A 15884-nucleotide genomic window follows, 5' to 3' on the forward strand; every position below is an offset into this window, starting at 1 on the left:
AACCTCCTTTGAGTCGAGCTCCTAGCCGCGAGCTAAGCACATCCCACGGTGCTGCCACAGTTTGGACAGCGGTAGCAGCCACTCGTCAAAACAGTATCACTGCCGCATTCCGGGCACTTCATTGTCCATGTCGCATTTTGCGTATTATCAACAACTTTTCTTTGCTCTTTCACAGAGTCTTTAACAGTGTCCTTCGACTGATTCAATGGCTGACTCATTTTGCTGCCATCACGGTAGATCGCCACGGCTTTCAAGCCCAGATGCCAAGATTGTAAATAGATCTCGCTAATATCTTTCTCTGTGGCCGAATTTGGCATGTTCACCGTTTTCGAAATCGCGCCGCTAATAAATGGCTGCACTGCCGCCATCATTTTAATATGACTTTCCGGCGGCAGAGCACGCTTTCCAGCTTGAGCAGAAGCGCAATCAAACACCGGCAGATCTTCCGCACGCAAGTCCGGCGAGCCTTCGATCGTGCGATGTTGTTTGATGTAAGCCATAATACTTTCAATCTCTTTTTCAGGATAGCGCAACACACGCAAGGCGGCCGTCACTGATTGATTGACGATTTCAACCTCACCGCCGCCAACAAGTTTTTTATATTTTACGAGAGAAAAATCAGGTTCAATCCCCGTCGTATCACAATCCATCAAAAGGCCAATGGTGCCTGTCGGTGCAATCACTGTGGCCTGAGCATTACGAAAGCCATGCTTTGTGCCCGTGACGACAACATCGTCCCATAGATCGTTGCATGTTTCGCGGAAAGATTCCGGCACAAGCTTCCAGTCAATTTGTTGACGAGCTTTAGCATGCTTATTGATCACCTTGAGCATCGACTTTTTATTTTTGGCATAACCCGCAAAAGCACCACGAGTTTCGGCAAGCTGCGCGCTTGTCCAATAAGCCACTCCGTGCATCAGATTCGCAATCGCTCCAGCCCAAGCGCGCCCCTCATCGCTGTTGTATGGCAGTGCTTTTCTCATTAAGAAACTTCCAAGATTGGCAAAGCCCAAACCCAGGGGACGATAGTTGTGGCTATTCTCAGCGATCTTTGCGGTCGGATAGCTCGAATAATCGACCAGAATTTCTTGCGCCGTGAACATGATGCGAGCGGCATGCATGAAACTCACGAGGTCGAAATCCCCTTCGGATGTCATGAATTTGACAAGATTCAGCGACGCCAAGTTGCAGGCGCTGTCATCCAGGAACATATACTCTGAACACGGGTTGCTTGCGCGGATTTTGCCGGATTCAGGGCACGTATGCCATTCATTAATTGTGTCATGGAACTGCACGCCCGGATCCGCGCACATCCACGCAGAGTGAACGATGCGATCCCAGACTTCTTTGGCCGGCAATGTTTTTAAAACTTTATTGCTGACTCGTGCACGCAACGACCAATCTTTGTGATCAATCAATGCATTCATAAATGATTTTGGAATACGAACGGAGTTATTGGCGTTTTGCCCCGCAACGGTTCTGTAGGCTTCACCTTCAAAATCCGCCTCATAGCCTGCGGCGATCAAGGCGTGGGCTTTTTTCTCTTCGCGCATTTTCCACTCAATAAAATCCAGCACTTCGGGATGATCCAGATCCACACAGACCATCTTCGCCGCCCGGCGAGTGGTGCCGCCCGACTTAATCGCTCCGGCACCGCGATCTAAAACTTCCAAAAAAGAAATCAATCCAGAGCTGGTCCCGCTACCGCTCAAAAGCGGTTCGTACTTACTACGCAGGCGCGAGAAATTTGTTCCCGAGCCGGATCCATATTTAAATAACTTCGCTTCGGTTTTGGCGAGGTCAAAAATACTTTCCAGACTGTCTTCGACACATTGAATGAAACAAGCTGAGCACTGCGGGCGCTCATACGCATTTTGAATTTTCTGCACCTTCTTGGTTTTTTCGTCCCAGGCAAAATGCTCACTCTCAGAGACAATGCCATAACTATCAAACAGTCCAACGTTAAACCACACAGGACTGTTAAAGGCCGCGCGCTGTGAGTACAGAATAAACTTCAACTCTTTGGCAAAAATTTCCGCTTGGGCTTTATTAGCAAAAACGCCGCCTTGCCGAGTGCCAGCTTTCACCACTGCATCCACCACGCGAGTCACCATTTGCTTTACTGAGTGTTCGCCCTTGAAACTCCCCGTCTTTTTACGGAAATATTTACTCGCGGCAATGTCGACTGCCAGTTGCGACCAGCCTTCGGGAGCTTCGGCATTTTTCATCTCAAAGAAGACGCCGCCGCGACGGTCTTTGATAAGACAATCCCTGCGGCTCCATTTAAACATCTTCTCGACGTCTTGGCCCCCCGTCGTAAAGTGCTCTGCAAAGACGAGGGACTTACCAGCGGAGCGACGTTGAACTGAGCTTTGTGTTTTCTTTTTTGCCATGGTATCTATTCTAGGCAGATGGACAGTATAAGCAAACCCATTTATTTGGATTACAACTCAACGACGCCTGTAGACCCGCAGGTTTTTGCCGCGATGGAGCCTTACTTTAAGACTCACTTCGGCAATCCTTCGAGCTTCGCCCATCAATGGGGCTGGGCCGCACAAAAGGCCGTCGACAAAGCCCGCGTGCAGTTGTCGGATCTCATTGGCACAAAACCTCTGGAGCTGACTTTTACCGGCGGGGCGACTGAGAGCAATAACTGGGTCGTCTTTGGACTGATTGAAAAATTTCGCGCCGAAAACCGCAACGAACCGATTCACATTATCGCGAGCCACATCGAGCATAGCTCCGTGATGAACTCGCTCAAAGAAGCTCAACGTCGCGGCGTTGAAGTCGATTTCGTAAAGACCAATAAATACGGCCAGGTCGAAGTCGAAACCGTCGCAAAAGCGATTAAGCCGCACACCAAACTGATGAGCTTTATTTGGGTGAACAACGAAATCGGCAGTATCAACCCGATCCGTGAGCTCGCACAACTCGCAAAAGAAAAACAGATCTACATTCACACTGATGCCACTCAGGCTGTTGGTAAAATCCCAGTGAATGTGCAAGAAGCGCCAGTGGATTTGCTGTCAGCTTCGGCTCATAAATTCTATGGGCCGAAAGGGATTGGTTTCTTGTACGTGCGAAGCGCTCACCCGAAAGTGAGCCTGCCGCCGTTTATTTTTGGCGGCGGTCAAGAGCACGGAAATCGCTCGGGCACTCACAACGTGCCTGGGATCGTGGGCCTCGGAGCTGCGGCGGAAATCTGCCACAAGCAGCTCCCTGAAGAGTACGAACGCACGACCGAGTTACGTAACTATTTGTGGATGGGACTCCAGCAGCGCCTTCCTTCGGCACGCCTCAATGGACACCCGACGGAGCGCTCGCCGATTAATTTGAACATCACTTTCCCGGGTAAAAACATTGAGCAGCTTTTGCCAAAGCTCGGCCGTTTGGGCTTCAGCCAGGGTTCAGCTTGTCATACGGGAACCCTCGAAGTGAGCCCCATGTTAGTGGCTTTGGGACTGACTCCCGAGGAGGCCCAAGGCACCCTCAGACTCAGCCTGGGACGCTGGACCACGAAGGAGGACCTCGATACGGCCATTGAAGTCCTCGCGAAAGCCTTAAATTAGCGTAATATTTTCAATTACTTACAATGGGGCGCCAAATCCCACCCAAGTCTTCTCAGAGAAGCCCCACTGTGGTATTATGGTGGTAATTGTGAAGGAGAGTTATCGTGATCACAATCTCTGAATCTGCCGCAAAAAAGTTAGCAAATTTGAAATCAGAAGAAGGTCAAGTTGATGAGGCTTTCTTGCGCGTTGAAGTTAAAAAAGGTGGATGCTCGGGCTTGTCTTACAAGATGAATTTCGACACGGTTTCTCGCGAAGGCGATAAACTGTTTGAAAGCAACGGCCAGAAAATCGCCGTCGACCCGCAAAGCTTGCTCTACATTTTGGGGATGACTCTGGAATATTCCGGCGGCCTCAATGGTAAGGGCTTTGTTTTTAATAATCCCAATGCCAGCAAAAACTGCGGCTGCGGATCTTCATTCAACGTTTAAGAGATTTTTAAATTCCAACGAAAAAGGGACTGACGAACTCAGTCCCTTTTTTTTATTCCTTTTGCTATTTCAATTTTTCAAGCTGCTGGGTGACCACCGGAACCAACCACTGATATTTGAAATCTGATTCTTGCTGAAGATCTTTCAAAGCGCCGCTCAAAACCTCGCGGGCCTCTTCTTTCTTTCCCAATGCTGCATAGAGATTTCCCAGATTCACGCGCATTTCATAAGTGTCACGAACACGCTTTGTAGCGCCAATCCCCTCTTTGAGAAGCTCTATAGCTTTAGCCGGAGAGAATCCTGTATAGCGAGAATCGGCGTAAATATTTGCAAGATTATTGTACGCAAGAATCTTATTTCCGTCATTCGATGGCAGACGCAAGATCCGTTCATAAAGTTCGGCCGCTTCGCCCAGCATTCCGGCATTTTGATAATCAAGACCCAAGTTATTTAAAGCAATCGTATTGGTCGGAACGACTTTCAAAGTCTGAACCCACAGCGCGCGATTACTGACCCACATCTCACTGCGGGCGTAAGAAAGAACCGCCATCAGAATTCCGCACACGATTCCCACAGCCAGCATTTGCTTGGGTCTAAAGTACCAGCAGACCAAGGCCACGAACCCAATCATCGGCAGATACATATAGCGTTCGTTGACGTAGTTAATGCGCGGGAAAATCTGCAAAACCGGCAGCAAGAACAACAAAAACCAAACCCAGCCAAACCGCGGAAGAAATTCTTTTCTGCGATAAACAGCAAAGCTCAATAGTAAAACCACCACCAGCATCCATCCTGCAGTGATCAGCGTCGCCGTTGTCATTTCAAAATCAGGATAGATTGCCGAGCTTTGAAGGGGCGCTAAAAGAAATTTGAAGTAGATATCTAAAGCGTTCAACGCCCGCACCGGCACCGTTAGAAGATAAACCCCTGTCAGCAAACTTGCGGGGTTTGCTTCAATACTTGCAGAATACGCCAAAATCCGAAGACCCATTAAAACCATGGCCGCCACAGCAAAAGGAGCAATGCGCTTTCCCCACTGGCGCAAATGATCGCCGGACTTTGCAATATCGAGCATCACAAATAACACCGGCATCAAAAGCGCCGTGGCCTTCGTAAGCCCCGCACAGATAAAGAACACCAGTGCGAGACCGTACCATTTCTTTTGATTGCTCTCTTGTGATTGCAGATAAAAGAGTAGAGACAAGAACGTGAACACCGCAGAGAGCACGCTCTTACGCTCTGAAATCCACATCACCGTTTCTGTTTGCACAGGGTGTATCGCGAAAAACAGTGACACCAGCACCGCAAATGTCATGCTCTTCGTGAGCTTGTACAAACAGCTTAGAAGCAGCAACGTTGCCGCCATATGCAAAATCAGGTTTTCAGTGTGCTGAAAGAAGGCGCTCACGCCGGCAAGTTGCACATCAAGCCAGTAACTCATCAATGTGAGCGGGAAATAATCGCCGTGATAGTAGTTGCTGAAAGAGACTTTGACAGCCTCCCAGAAGGGCATTTTCAAGATGGGATTATTCAATACCAGGGCATCATCGTCCCACAGCACATACTGAGCAATAAACGCCCTTTGAAACACCAAAGGAATAAGAATTGCCAGGAGGAGATACCACCATCCGTTTTTTTTCATAATGTCATTGAAGCACTAGGCGGCTTTTTCGGCAACCGCAGAAAGATACTGGTGGATCGCACGAGAAATGAGTTCAGGGCGCGATTTAATTGCTAAGTGGCCGGCGCCATTGAGCTCCACAACCTTCTCGGCGTGACAGTCTTCCGCAAACTTCAGATAAACTTCTTTCGAGAACAACAAGTCCTCGCGATCATAAATCAGCAAAGTCGGGAAATCGGTCTTAGAAACCTTTTCTTGCCACCACTGCCAGTCTTCGCGACGGAGCATCCACGCGAAATTATAAATCAAATGCGACACAAAGAGCAGTCTGCGACCCTTCAAGGAATCCAAACGCCCTACACCGCCGCTGCGTTCATCACGGAAAATCATCGCTGCGCGCTTAAGGAAGGCTTTTCCGATCGGAGTAGAAAGCAACACATAGATCGAACGCGAATTCATCGGCATCACAAAGAAGTACCGAAGCTCCGGCAATGAAAACTTCGGAACCGGATCCGGCACGACCGGATTAATTAGAATCAATTTCGAGATCAACTCCGGACGCTGGCGAGACAGAGCCCACGCCAAAGCTCCACCGAAACTAAGACCAGCAAGATGCACTTTTTCATTTGGGAAATTCGTACGGATAAACTGGGCAATGGCCTCAACTTGCACCGTGAAGAAAACACGGTCCGTACTCATAAACAGATGTGATAAGTTTGGAACGATCACGCGATAGTTTTTTGAAAGCTCCTCAGCGCAGGATTCCCAATGGTGAACGCTTCCGCCGAAACCATGCAGAAGAATAAGGATGGGGCCCTGACCGCGTTCACGAAATGTAATCTTATGAGCCATACTTACTTTTCGGTATGGCGTGAATCCATGTTAACTGGACCGAGGTCGGTGAGTCCCTCTCAGATCGAAACTACAAGCTCCCGCCGCCGGATAGAACAATAAAATATTGTGTTTCATCCTTCGGGAGGACGATGTTGTTCTGATCTTCGCGGGTTTTGAAGTAAGACAAGTACTTGGCACCGCCACCGACTTTGATACTACCGAGGGTGAAAATCACGCCGGCTTCTGCGGTTGCGGCATTGTTATCCGCCGAAGCGAAACGAACTCCGGGACCGGCAAAAATCTGAAAGCCCAGAGTGCGACTGTCATTACTGACATCATAGGCAGCAAGAAGTGCCGAATCCAAACCGCTGACTGATTGAATATTCGAACCAAAGCGAGTGAAAACACCATTTCGCCAGTTCAACCAATCCGTCATGTACCAGTTTAAATTCAATTTGAGTTCAGAATACGCATTGCCATTTTCAGTTCCTGACGAAGCACTGACATCGTAAGTGAATGTCGGATGAGAATCTGGAATCACTCTCATCGCAGGCATCGAGCGAGCCTGCGCGAAAGAAGTCATAAGAATAAAAACACCTGTCGCTAGAAGAATCCTTCTCATAGCTAACCTCACTTAATTTTTAGGCTGTTGTGGCTTTTGCGGACGCCCCTGCTGCTGCTGCTTTCCCTGCTGCGGCTGCTTGTTTTGATTGTGCTGCTTATTCTGGTTCTGATTGTGCTGTTTGTTTTGGTTTTGCGGCTTGTTCTGCTGCTTACCTTGTTGCTTATTCTGATTCTGGTTTCTATTTTGATTTTGTTGCTTGTTTTGATGCTGGTGCTGCTTTGCCTGCTGAGGGCGTTGCTCACCTTCAGCGCGCTCATCTTGCTGAGAACGTTCCGGTCTTTGATGATCCGGTTTATCTTCAGGCTTTTCCGTTAGCAACATCGTATCTTGAACTGCACGTGACTCAATATGCTTCTGAGTGCGGAAACCACGAACCTTTTTGCTTTGATTTTCTTGGCGTTCGATTTGCTCTGTGAGATCCACAGTCACATTACCGAAGCAACGGACTTGGCAAGAAAGACGGCGGCTATCTATACGCCAATTCGTACCAATCAGACCGAGCTCCGTCTTATTAGGCGGAAGGACGTTGTTTTCGCCTTCAACAATGTGCACACGGCATTCCGCACAGCTTGGAACTCCCTTACAAATGGATTTAATCTCGATCTGATTTTCTGTCGCGATTTGCAACAGACTCTTCTCGGGAGTCACATCCACTTCAATATTTTGCGGGACAAATTTAACTTTCATTGCTCTACCCTATTTCAGCTACGGGTCTACTTAACTATAAACTTAATAAATTTTTTCTTACCGGCTTTGAGGACGAAGCTTTCACCGGTCTTCAAATCCCAGCGAGCCTTCGGGTCAGCCAGCTTCACGCCATCACGCTGAACGCCGCCGCCGGCAATCAATCTGCCGGCTTCGCCGTTACTTGCGGCCATCCCCGCTTTCACCATGAGAGCGGCAATGCCCACTTGGTTCTCGGCAAAGACTTCAAATTCTGGAACTTCATCCGGCAAGCCTTTATCTACGAAAATACGATTGAATTCGTCTTCAGCTTGCTGAGCCGCCGCTTCCGAGTGGAAACGTTTGATCAAAAATTTCGCTAAAGCGACTTTCACTTCGCGCGGATGCTTGCGTTTTTCCGCCACATCGGTTTTCAACTGCGACAACGCGGGCCCTGTGATATCAGTCAAAAGCTGGTACCAACGGTACATCAAATCATCGGAAATTCTCATTGTCTTCCCGAACATGTCTTTCGGGGTGTCGATAACAGAAATATAATTATCTAAGCTCTTCGACATTTTGTTCACGCCGTCGATCCCCTCAAGGATCGGCATCGTGAGCACACACTGAGGCTCTTGGCCGTAAGCACTTTGTAAATCACGGCCCACTAAAAGGTTGAACTTCTGATCCGTACCACCAAGCTCCACATCAGACTTCAAAGCCACAGAGTCGTAGCCCTGAGTCAGTGGGTACAAGAATTCATGCAAAGCAATCGGACTACCAGATTTATAGCGATTCGTGAAATCATCACGTTCCAGCATACGAGCGACGGTGTACTTTGAAGCCAAACGAATGACATCGGCAAAATTCAATTTGCCACACCAGTGAGAGTTAAAAACAATTTCCGTTTTTTCTGGATCAAGAATCTTGAAAATTTGTTTCTTGTACGTAGCTGCGTTGATTTCAATATCTTCCGGAGTCAACATCGGGCGAGTGGTGTTCTTGCCGGAGGGATCCCCGATCAATGCCGTGAAATCCCCGATTAGGAACTGCACGTGATGGCCCAAATCCTGGAAGGTTTTCAGTTTATTAATCACGACTGTGTGACCAATGTGAATGTCCGGACGCGTAGGATCCGCCCCGAGCTTGATTCTCAGAGGCTGATTCTTTTCTTTACTGCGTTTGAGCTTTTTCAGCATGTCTTCATCACTGATGAATTCAGCCACGCCGAATTTGATTCTCTCAAGCTGTTCGCGAGGATCCATGAAAGACATGCTCATTACCTCGCGTGTTCAACAGTGCGGCTCTCACGAACCACGGTGACTTTAACCTGGCCAGCTTGCGGCATTTCACGCTCGATCTTACGAGCGATATCACGCGCAAGCATGGTTGATTGATCGTCAGTCACTTTAGCACTTTCCACCATCACACGCACTTCACGGCCGGCTTGCAATGCAAATGTTTTCAAGACGCCGTCGAAGCTATTGCCGATACTTTCAAGATCTTCCAAACGATGGATGTAAGCATCCATGTGCGGACGACGCGCGCCCGGACGAGATGCTGACAAGATATTTGCGGCATGGATAATCCACGCCAAAGCAGACGTTGGTTTCTCATCATCTTGGTGAGCACGGATCGCATGGCAGATCTCTTCAGATTCACCGTATTTTTTCGCCCACTCTGCACCAACCAATGCATAACTGCCTTCAGCTGTGTGCTCAATCGCACGGCCGATTTCATGCAAGATCCCCGCACGGCGAGCTTGCTTCACATTCATGCCCATTTCGCCGGCGAGCAAGCCAGCGATGTAAGCCACTTCCAAAGAATGATTCAAGACGTTTTGAGCATGGGTTGAACGGTACTTGAGGCTACCGATCAATTTTACGAGCTCTGGGTGGATGTTCGGAATTCCGAGCTCCACAACCACGCGCTCGCCTTCTTCTTTGATGGATTTAGTAATTTCGTTCTTTTGTTTTTCAACGACCTCTTCGATACGCGCTGGATGAACGCGGCCGTCTTCCATCAACTTTTCAATCGTACGTTTCGCCAGTTCACGGCGAACCGGATCGAAACCAGAGATAACAACCGCTTCCGGAGTATCATCGACGATCAAATCCACACCGCACATGGCTTCCAAAGTACGGATGTTCCGGCCTTCACGACCGATGATTTTACCTTTCATTTCATCGCTTGGCAGAGCCAAAACGCTGACAGTTCTTTCAGACGTGTACTCAGAAGCAAAGCGAGATAATGCCGTGCTGATAATGCGACGAGCTTTTTTGTCGGCTTCTTTTTGTGCTTCTTCTTCGATGGCAGAGATTTTCTTAGCTGCTTCGACTTTTGCTTCGTCCTCAAGTGCTGTGATCAACTGACGACGAGCTTCTTCTGCCGTCATCGCTGCAATGGATTCTAGCTTCTGCTTCAATTCACCGATGTGAGTCTCTGCTTTTTTCTCGAGGTCTTTAATGCGTGTTTCAGTGATGGCGACTTTTTCTTCGCGGTCTTTCAACTGACCGACAAAACGGTCATTCTCTTCCAGCTTCACCTTGAACTGATCGTCGACTTCTTTAAGACGACGCTCCAGCTGAGATTCTTTATTCTTCATCTGAGCTTTTTGCTTATGAATATCGGCCTCAACATTCTTACGCGCGCGGGCTTCAAAATCCTTCGCTTTTGTTTCAGAATCTTTCTTCACCTTTGCAGCTTCAGACTTTGCTTTGTTAATAATGCGGTCTGCTTCAGCACGGGCTGATTTCTTTTGGGACTCGTCTTGAATTCTTTTGATAACGAAGACAAGAACGCCCCCGATAACCAATCCAAGAATCGATGCGATAACAACTTCCATAACCGGACTCCTACTTACTTACACTGAATAATCTCGTTTTCGGTGATGACGAAGTCGACATTGATGTCGTGCTCTTCCACCGGAAAGTCCTCAGCAAGGACTTGGCAGCCAAAACAGATGCCAACCTTAGGACCTTTGTAATCAGCCAGGGCTTTGTCATAAAACCCGCGGCCTTTACCTAAACGATTGCCTTTTTTATTAAATCCTAAACCCGGAACTAAAACTCCGGTGAGCTCTTCGAGATCCAACTTACGGGAATCCTCGGAAGGCTCCATCACCCCGAACGGACCTTTGATGAAATTCTGCGAGATATAAAAAGTCAGGTGGTCGGCTTCCATACGCGGAAACGCCCATTCGATTTTTTCGGAATGATGAAACACCGGACTCAGATCAGGTTCCTGAGGAAGGGCATGATAACCTGCCCAAATACCCTGTTTCTGGCCGATAAATTCTGTGAGATTTTCGCAGAGTTGTTGCTGGATTTGCACGGACGAATGCGGGGACTCTTTTTGCAAAAGAGCCTTCAGGTGGTCACGCCATTGGCGTTTACCCCACGCTTGCATTTTATTTAGACGCAAACTCATCCTAGCCTCAAAAACGAAAACAGAAATTAATTAAACTGTTCTGTTGAGCTTGGAATTTTCTAGATCGATAGAGAGTTTAAGTGCTTTTTCTTCTATTTTCTCAAGCTCGCGGTGAGCTTTTCTTTTGAGAAGAATGAGTTCCTCTGCCACGTTAAGGGCTGTTAGAACTGCTGCATTTTGAAAAGAACCATACTTCGTCACGGACAAAGCTTGATCCATTTTATTGTTCACAAATTCGACGAGTTCCTGAACAGTCGCATCATCATGGGAGGTTTTTAACTTATATGGGACTCCCGCAATAAGGAAGTCGTAGGTTTTTTTCTCAGATGCCACTCGGACCTCGTGGGCCGTTCTTGGCCCTCACAAATCTTAAACTAAACTGCCTGTCTTAATACGCCGCTAAGTGTACTAAAAGGTTCTAGAAATTCCTTTTCAACAGTACCTTAAAATTATAACTGACTTCATAGACTTAGCAACTTTTGTTTGTCAGTTAGCTGCGTTATTTTTGAAAACAGGTGCAAACCACGCCTAAGCCATTCTTCTCTTCGCAGAAAAGACGCTGATGAGCCCTCTCATCATTGAATTCCAGTTCGAAAATCTTTTGAAAGGCGCGTTTAAAACTCAAAGTCTGTCCATTGAGCTTAGTGTCATAGTAGGAGCGTTCATCCTCAACCACATCGTGATTAAGAAAGTACTGATCGAGATCTTTTTGACTCGGATTCGTGCGCTGAGCGGCAGGAATCGCGACAGGCATTCCCGCCCCCTTGTCATCGAGGTTTTCAATGCTCAAGAGGTAACTGACTTTGCCTTTTTTTACCGGTTTTGCTGAAAGTTTAAGCCGTTTCTGCTGACCCAAGGAGTCTTTGAGGAGCACTTGGCGGTAACGAAGCAGCGACTGCGACGTGACATAGCTCTTGTCGATATCGTCCTTCAAAACGTTCAGATCGACTTTGAGGGATTGAGTTTCATTTTTTAAACTGGGAAAGCACTTGATCACGTTGGTGTAAGAAACGGAAACAGGTTTTTCTTTGGTTTCAGCCCCCGCGGACATACCGAACGTAATAACACATGCTGTAGATAAAAATGCCTTTAACAAATAGCCCCCGAAAGAGGCCCAAACAAGGGCCCCTTCAGAATGCTATTAATATTTACTGAGGAAAGCAATCACGTCCAAATCTTGCCCACTCGCCACCCCGGCTCCGCCAGGCATCGGTCCCGTCAATTGATCCAAAGTGTATCCGGTAAATGCATCGGTGTTGCGATCATGCTGGAAGCGCAGCCATTTTTCCCGATCATACCAAGCCTTCTTCGTAGAATTGTCGCGACAAGTTGCGAGCTCACTGCCTTGAGCGCCCCAACGAAGCTCCGGGCAGTGATAAGGATCGAAACTCAAATCATAGATTCTAGCGCGCGCTTTTTCCAGGTTGATGGAAACACTTTGACCTGCACTATTTTTGTAAGTGATCTGGCATGCACTCGAGGTTTGCTTGTAAGCATTCAGCATATCTGCCGCGATATTTTTGCCGTCGTAGCCAATCTTGCCGTCGCGAGCTTTGTAGTGACGAATCGCCTCTTGCACATAAGTGCGAAGTTCTAGGAAGGCCACTTTCAAACGCGCATCACGCGCTGGAGTTGCATAAGTCTCCCACTCGCCGTCAGCCCCATAAATATTGTTCGGAAGTGTGTAGGGATGCTCCTTCTGATTCACGCCCGCTGAGACCGCCACTTGGACAGCATCGGCACGTTCTTGCATCCCATTACACAACTCGGTTGTCATGACTTTGACATCATCAATAGGATTTTCTACGAGGGGCCCGTCGGCCAAACGGTTACGAACCCAATCATAGTAATCCATTTGCTGCCCTTGGAATACAAAGCCCGCTTGGCGCCAATCTTGGCTCGCGTTTGTTCCGAAGTATTGCTCCGTACTGTACAGAGGCAACTCGCGGTCTTTCGCTCCGACGATTTTTCCGCCGACATAACCCGCACTTGCATTCCACACCGCCCCTGTCAAGCGCAGGGGACGCCAGTTTTTAAAGCCAGCACCTTGTCCTGGATAAGAGCGCATGAAGCGCGAGTTGTACAAACCAGATGTCAGACTGTTATCGGGATGCGCATCAATATAATAAATGCGCCCGTCTTTTGTTACTTTATAAACTGTCACCACGTGGCCGTTCGGATCATAGATCACTGTGCCCGGGCGAATGGCATCACGACTAATGCGCACAGGATAGAAATCTGAGAAGAGTCTATCCGCATCCATTCCCGAATAACTCACTCGAAAATTCGCCGACGAAACTTCGTCCGGCAAAGTATGATTGAAAATCTCTATGGCGTTCGTCAATCGTGGGCTGCCCGAGCGAGTTTTCTCGGTGAGCACCGCATAGCGCGCGCGAACGGTATTGCCATACGGAGAGTAGCGAATATCTTTGACCACATCTCCCGGCCCTTGAATCGGACTCACACTGCTGACGAAGCTAAATGGCAGCTGATTTTTCCAGGCATAGTAGGCGCGCAAGAAGTACGGAAAATCCGCACAGTCTGAATAGAACTTCAGATAGGCGACATCCGACTGCGCATAGGGATTTACTTGAGGATTGCGGAAGCAACTTGAAACCGTCGCACAGAGACCGCGAGAAACGCCATCTCCCACCATAGAGATATAGCGGATGTAGTTTTGCTCCTCCGTGACTCCCCACTCGGTCTTGCTGATGATCCAAGGCTCTGACACCGCGAGAGTATCGGCATCAAAAGGGATGACGACGTCACGTGAATATCCCTCTTGCGCGTATCCATCAAAAGCAATCAACAAAGTTAGAACGATGAATATGAAAAAGAAGCTAAGATGGCGGTCTTTACCGCCGCGAATTGCGGTGCCTCGATTTGTCACTGAGCCCTCCAGAGCTATCAATATTTTTGACAGGTCAGAAAGACTTACAGGATGTCTTTTACCAGGGTTCACTATAATGCGGAAGAAACTGTCACACTTATTGCTTTATATCCCGACAGTTGAGTTTTCAAAGTGATCTTTGCTCTGTGGCGTTCGACCCCCCTTGGACCCACGGAGCACCAAAACGGAGCGCCAAAACGCTCCGTTTTCTTTTTCCGGCAACGCCGAGGAGGCGGAGGTCGGGACGGCCGAAGCTGGATTGAGCCCGGCAATTGAATTTATCCGACCGGCTGTTCACCAATCCGGACATCTATTCAACTTTAACAGCTTTTAAAAAATGGCATAGCTTGCAAACAATAAAAGCGGCCCTAGAAGCCGCTTTTAAGGATGAGAGGCTCCCTTTCACCAAGGAGACTCTTATGAGAAGAACAATACAACTATTGTCTTTTCGGCTATTTGATAAAAAACTGCAGGTCTTGCTCTTAATTTTGCTATTGCTGCTGAGCTGCTGCAGTTAGGTTTTAATAGATCCCAGACGGGCTTAGTTTAGAACTATAGTCCTGGTAAGTGGGCAACCAGGCTCTAAACTTGGAGTGCAAAACAAGGACGAAGCTTCTGGGGCCACCTAGTTCGCGAAGATGCTTTCAACAAACTCATGCGGGCTGAAGTGGCGGAGATCTTGGATGCGCTCGCCGACGCCGATGAACTTGATTGGGATTTGTAGTTCGTTCGCGAGGCCCACGGCCACACCGCCTTTTGCAGTGCCATCCATTTTAGTGAGGATCGCGCCCGTTAAAGTCAGGGCTTTATGATATTCTTTTGCTTGGATCAAAGCGTTTTGGCCGGAGTTTGCATCAAGTACGATAATCACTTCGTGAGGTGCATCAGGAATAACCTTCGTCATCACGCGCTTCATTTTCTTGAGCTCTTCCATCAGGTTTTCTTGCGTGTGCAAACGGCCTGCGGTGTCGATGATCACAATGTCATAGTTTTGACCCTTGGCTTTTGAAACTGCATCAAATGCGACAGCACTTGGATCTTTCACGCCATCTGGAGAGAAGATTTCAACCTGCGCACGCTCCGTCCATACTTTCAATTGCCCGCCCGCCGCCGCACGGAAGGTATCCCCCGCCGCAACCAAAACGCGTTTGCCTTGGCTCGCGAACTGCGCTGACAACTTACCGATGCTTGTGGTTTTACCAGCACCGTTCACACCAACGACCATCAAAACTGTGGGGCCGTCTTTCGAGAATTGCAAATCATTGCTCGGAAGGTTTGAGAACACGCCTTCCATTTCGGTCTTCAAAGTGTCACGCACTTTACCGAGATCGGCTTTTTCTTTGCGATTCATGTCTTCGAGAGCGCCCATCAAGCGCTGAACTGTTTCAGGGCCCAAGTCGCTGGTGTAGAGAACTTCTTCGATGTCTTCTAAGTGCGATGAAGCCTCATTAGCTTTAAACAGATTCTTGATACGGCCGAAGATGTTTTCTTCTGTCGCTCGGAGGGCTTTTTTAAGATCGACTTCTTTTTCTTCGACTGCCGGAGCTTGTGCTACTGGCTGCACCGCTTCGGCTTTTCCCTGAAGCGTTGCTTCAGGAGCTGTTTCCGGTTCTGCCTTGGCGGCTTCTTTTAATTTCTCTGCGAGTGGCTTTTCTTGCGTCTGAGTAATTTGCTCCGCTTGTTTTTTTGCTAAAGCATCGCGGGGATTTTCGCCCTTGTTACGGAGAAGGAAGTACCACAGGCAGATGAAGATGATCGTAAATACAACACCAACACCTGCAAACACCAAAATCATACTGTCTTCGCTAACACCTTGGAACAT

At 48.2% G+C, this 15884-nt stretch carries 14 protein-coding genes; 2 read left to right on the forward strand and 12 right to left on the reverse strand.

Annotated features, from left to right (window positions below):
* Positions 1 to 32 precede the first annotated feature (32 nt).
* The gene (locus JSU04_11105) at positions 33 to 2393 is read right to left on the reverse strand and encodes a vitamin B12-dependent ribonucleotide reductase (protein MBS1970849.1); all 2361 of its coding nucleotides are present in this window, start codon (positions 2391 to 2393) and stop codon (positions 33 to 35) included.
* 18 nt (positions 2394 to 2411) lie between these two features.
* Here JSU04_11105 and JSU04_11110 point away from each other — a divergent pair, with 18 nt between their 5' ends.
* Both JSU04_11110 and JSU04_11115 read left to right on the forward strand, forming a co-directional pair.
* Positions 2412 to 3569, forward strand: a complete 1158-nt coding sequence (locus JSU04_11110) for a cysteine desulfurase (protein ID MBS1970850.1) — start codon at positions 2412 to 2414, stop codon at positions 3567 to 3569.
* A gap of 104 nt (positions 3570 to 3673) precedes the next feature.
* Positions 3674 to 4000: an iron-sulfur cluster assembly accessory protein gene (locus tag JSU04_11115; protein ID MBS1970851.1), complete on the forward strand. Its 327-nt coding sequence runs from the start codon at positions 3674 to 3676 to the stop codon at positions 3998 to 4000.
* Positions 4001 to 4064: 64 nt separating this feature from the next.
* On the opposite strand, the gene JSU04_11120 is transcribed toward JSU04_11115, so the two are convergent.
* The 11 genes from JSU04_11120 to ftsY form a co-directional block, all read right to left on the reverse strand.
* Positions 4065 to 5642, reverse strand: a complete 1578-nt coding sequence (locus tag JSU04_11120; protein ID MBS1970852.1) for a tetratricopeptide repeat protein — start codon at positions 5640 to 5642, stop codon at positions 4065 to 4067.
* A gap of 15 nt (positions 5643 to 5657) precedes the next feature.
* Positions 5658 to 6473 (reverse strand): alpha/beta hydrolase, encoded by an 816-nt coding sequence (locus JSU04_11125; protein MBS1970853.1) that lies wholly within the window; start codon positions 6471 to 6473, stop codon positions 5658 to 5660.
* 70 nt (positions 6474 to 6543) lie between these two features.
* A complete protein-coding gene (locus tag JSU04_11130; GenBank protein MBS1970854.1) occupies positions 6544 to 7077 on the reverse strand; it encodes a hypothetical protein in 534 nt (177 codons plus the stop codon).
* 12 nt (positions 7078 to 7089) lie between these two features.
* Positions 7090 to 7767: a 2Fe-2S iron-sulfur cluster binding domain-containing protein gene (locus JSU04_11135; protein MBS1970855.1), complete on the reverse strand. Its 678-nt coding sequence runs from the start codon at positions 7765 to 7767 to the stop codon at positions 7090 to 7092.
* A gap of 26 nt (positions 7768 to 7793) precedes the next feature.
* Positions 7794 to 9008 carry a tyrosine--tRNA ligase gene (locus JSU04_11140; protein ID MBS1970856.1) on the reverse strand — a complete coding sequence of 405 codons (1215 nt, stop codon included), beginning with the start codon at positions 9006 to 9008 and terminating at the stop codon, positions 7794 to 7796.
* A 14-nt stretch (positions 9009 to 9022) separates the two neighbouring features.
* Positions 9023 to 10588 (reverse strand): ribonuclease Y, encoded by a 1566-nt coding sequence (gene rny / locus JSU04_11145; GenBank protein MBS1970857.1) that lies wholly within the window; start codon positions 10586 to 10588, stop codon positions 9023 to 9025.
* Positions 10589 to 10602: 14 nt separating this feature from the next.
* Positions 10603 to 11172 carry a 5-formyltetrahydrofolate cyclo-ligase gene (locus tag JSU04_11150; protein ID MBS1970858.1) on the reverse strand — a complete coding sequence of 190 codons (570 nt, stop codon included), beginning with the start codon at positions 11170 to 11172 and terminating at the stop codon, positions 10603 to 10605.
* 30 nt (positions 11173 to 11202) lie between these two features.
* Positions 11203 to 11505 carry a cell division protein ZapA gene (locus JSU04_11155; GenBank protein ID MBS1970859.1) on the reverse strand — a complete coding sequence of 101 codons (303 nt, stop codon included), beginning with the start codon at positions 11503 to 11505 and terminating at the stop codon, positions 11203 to 11205.
* A gap of 166 nt (positions 11506 to 11671) precedes the next feature.
* Positions 11672 to 12268 carry a hypothetical protein gene (locus JSU04_11160; GenBank protein MBS1970860.1) on the reverse strand — a complete coding sequence of 199 codons (597 nt, stop codon included), beginning with the start codon at positions 12266 to 12268 and terminating at the stop codon, positions 11672 to 11674.
* Between the two features lie 45 nt (positions 12269 to 12313).
* On the reverse strand, positions 12314 to 14062 hold the full coding sequence (locus JSU04_11165; protein MBS1970861.1) for a hypothetical protein: 1749 nt from the start codon (positions 14060 to 14062) through the stop codon (positions 12314 to 12316).
* Positions 14063 to 14687: 625 nt separating this feature from the next.
* The gene (gene ftsY / locus JSU04_11170) at positions 14688 to 15884 is read right to left on the reverse strand and encodes a signal recognition particle-docking protein FtsY (protein ID MBS1970862.1); all 1197 of its coding nucleotides are present in this window, start codon (positions 15882 to 15884) and stop codon (positions 14688 to 14690) included.

Source organism: Bdellovibrionales bacterium, assembly GCA_018266295.1.
GTDB lineage: Bacteria > Bdellovibrionota > Bdellovibrionia > Bdellovibrionales > Bdellovibrionaceae > JACMRP01.

Excerpts from the sequence above, each read along its gene's own strand:
- JSU04_11140 (MBS1970856.1), bottom strand. The coding sequence starts at position 9,008 with ATGGATCCTCGCGAACAGCTTGAGAGAATCAAATTCGGCGTGGCTGAA.
- JSU04_11105 (MBS1970849.1), bottom strand. The coding sequence starts at position 2,393 with ATGGCAAAAAAGAAAACACAAAGCTCAGTTCAACGTCGCTCCGCTGGT.
- JSU04_11110 (MBS1970850.1), top strand. The coding sequence starts at position 2,412 with ATGGACAGTATAAGCAAACCCATTTATTTGGATTACAACTCAACGACG.
- JSU04_11125 (MBS1970853.1), bottom strand. The coding sequence starts at position 6,473 with ATGGCTCATAAGATTACATTTCGTGAACGCGGTCAGGGCCCCATCCTT.
- JSU04_11150 (MBS1970858.1), bottom strand. The coding sequence starts at position 11,172 with ATGAGTTTGCGTCTAAATAAAATGCAAGCGTGGGGTAAACGCCAATGG.
- JSU04_11135 (MBS1970855.1), bottom strand. The coding sequence starts at position 7,767 with ATGAAAGTTAAATTTGTCCCGCAAAATATTGAAGTGGATGTGACTCCC.
- ftsY (MBS1970862.1), bottom strand. The coding sequence starts at position 15,884 with ATGTTCCAAGGTGTTAGCGAAGACAGTATGATTTTGGTGTTTGCAGGT.
- JSU04_11130 (MBS1970854.1), bottom strand. The coding sequence starts at position 7,077 with ATGAGAAGGATTCTTCTAGCGACAGGTGTTTTTATTCTTATGACTTCT.
- JSU04_11120 (MBS1970852.1), bottom strand. The coding sequence starts at position 5,642 with ATGAAAAAAAACGGATGGTGGTATCTCCTCCTGGCAATTCTTATTCCT.
- rny (MBS1970857.1), bottom strand. The coding sequence starts at position 10,588 with ATGGAAGTTGTTATCGCATCGATTCTTGGATTGGTTATCGGGGGCGTT.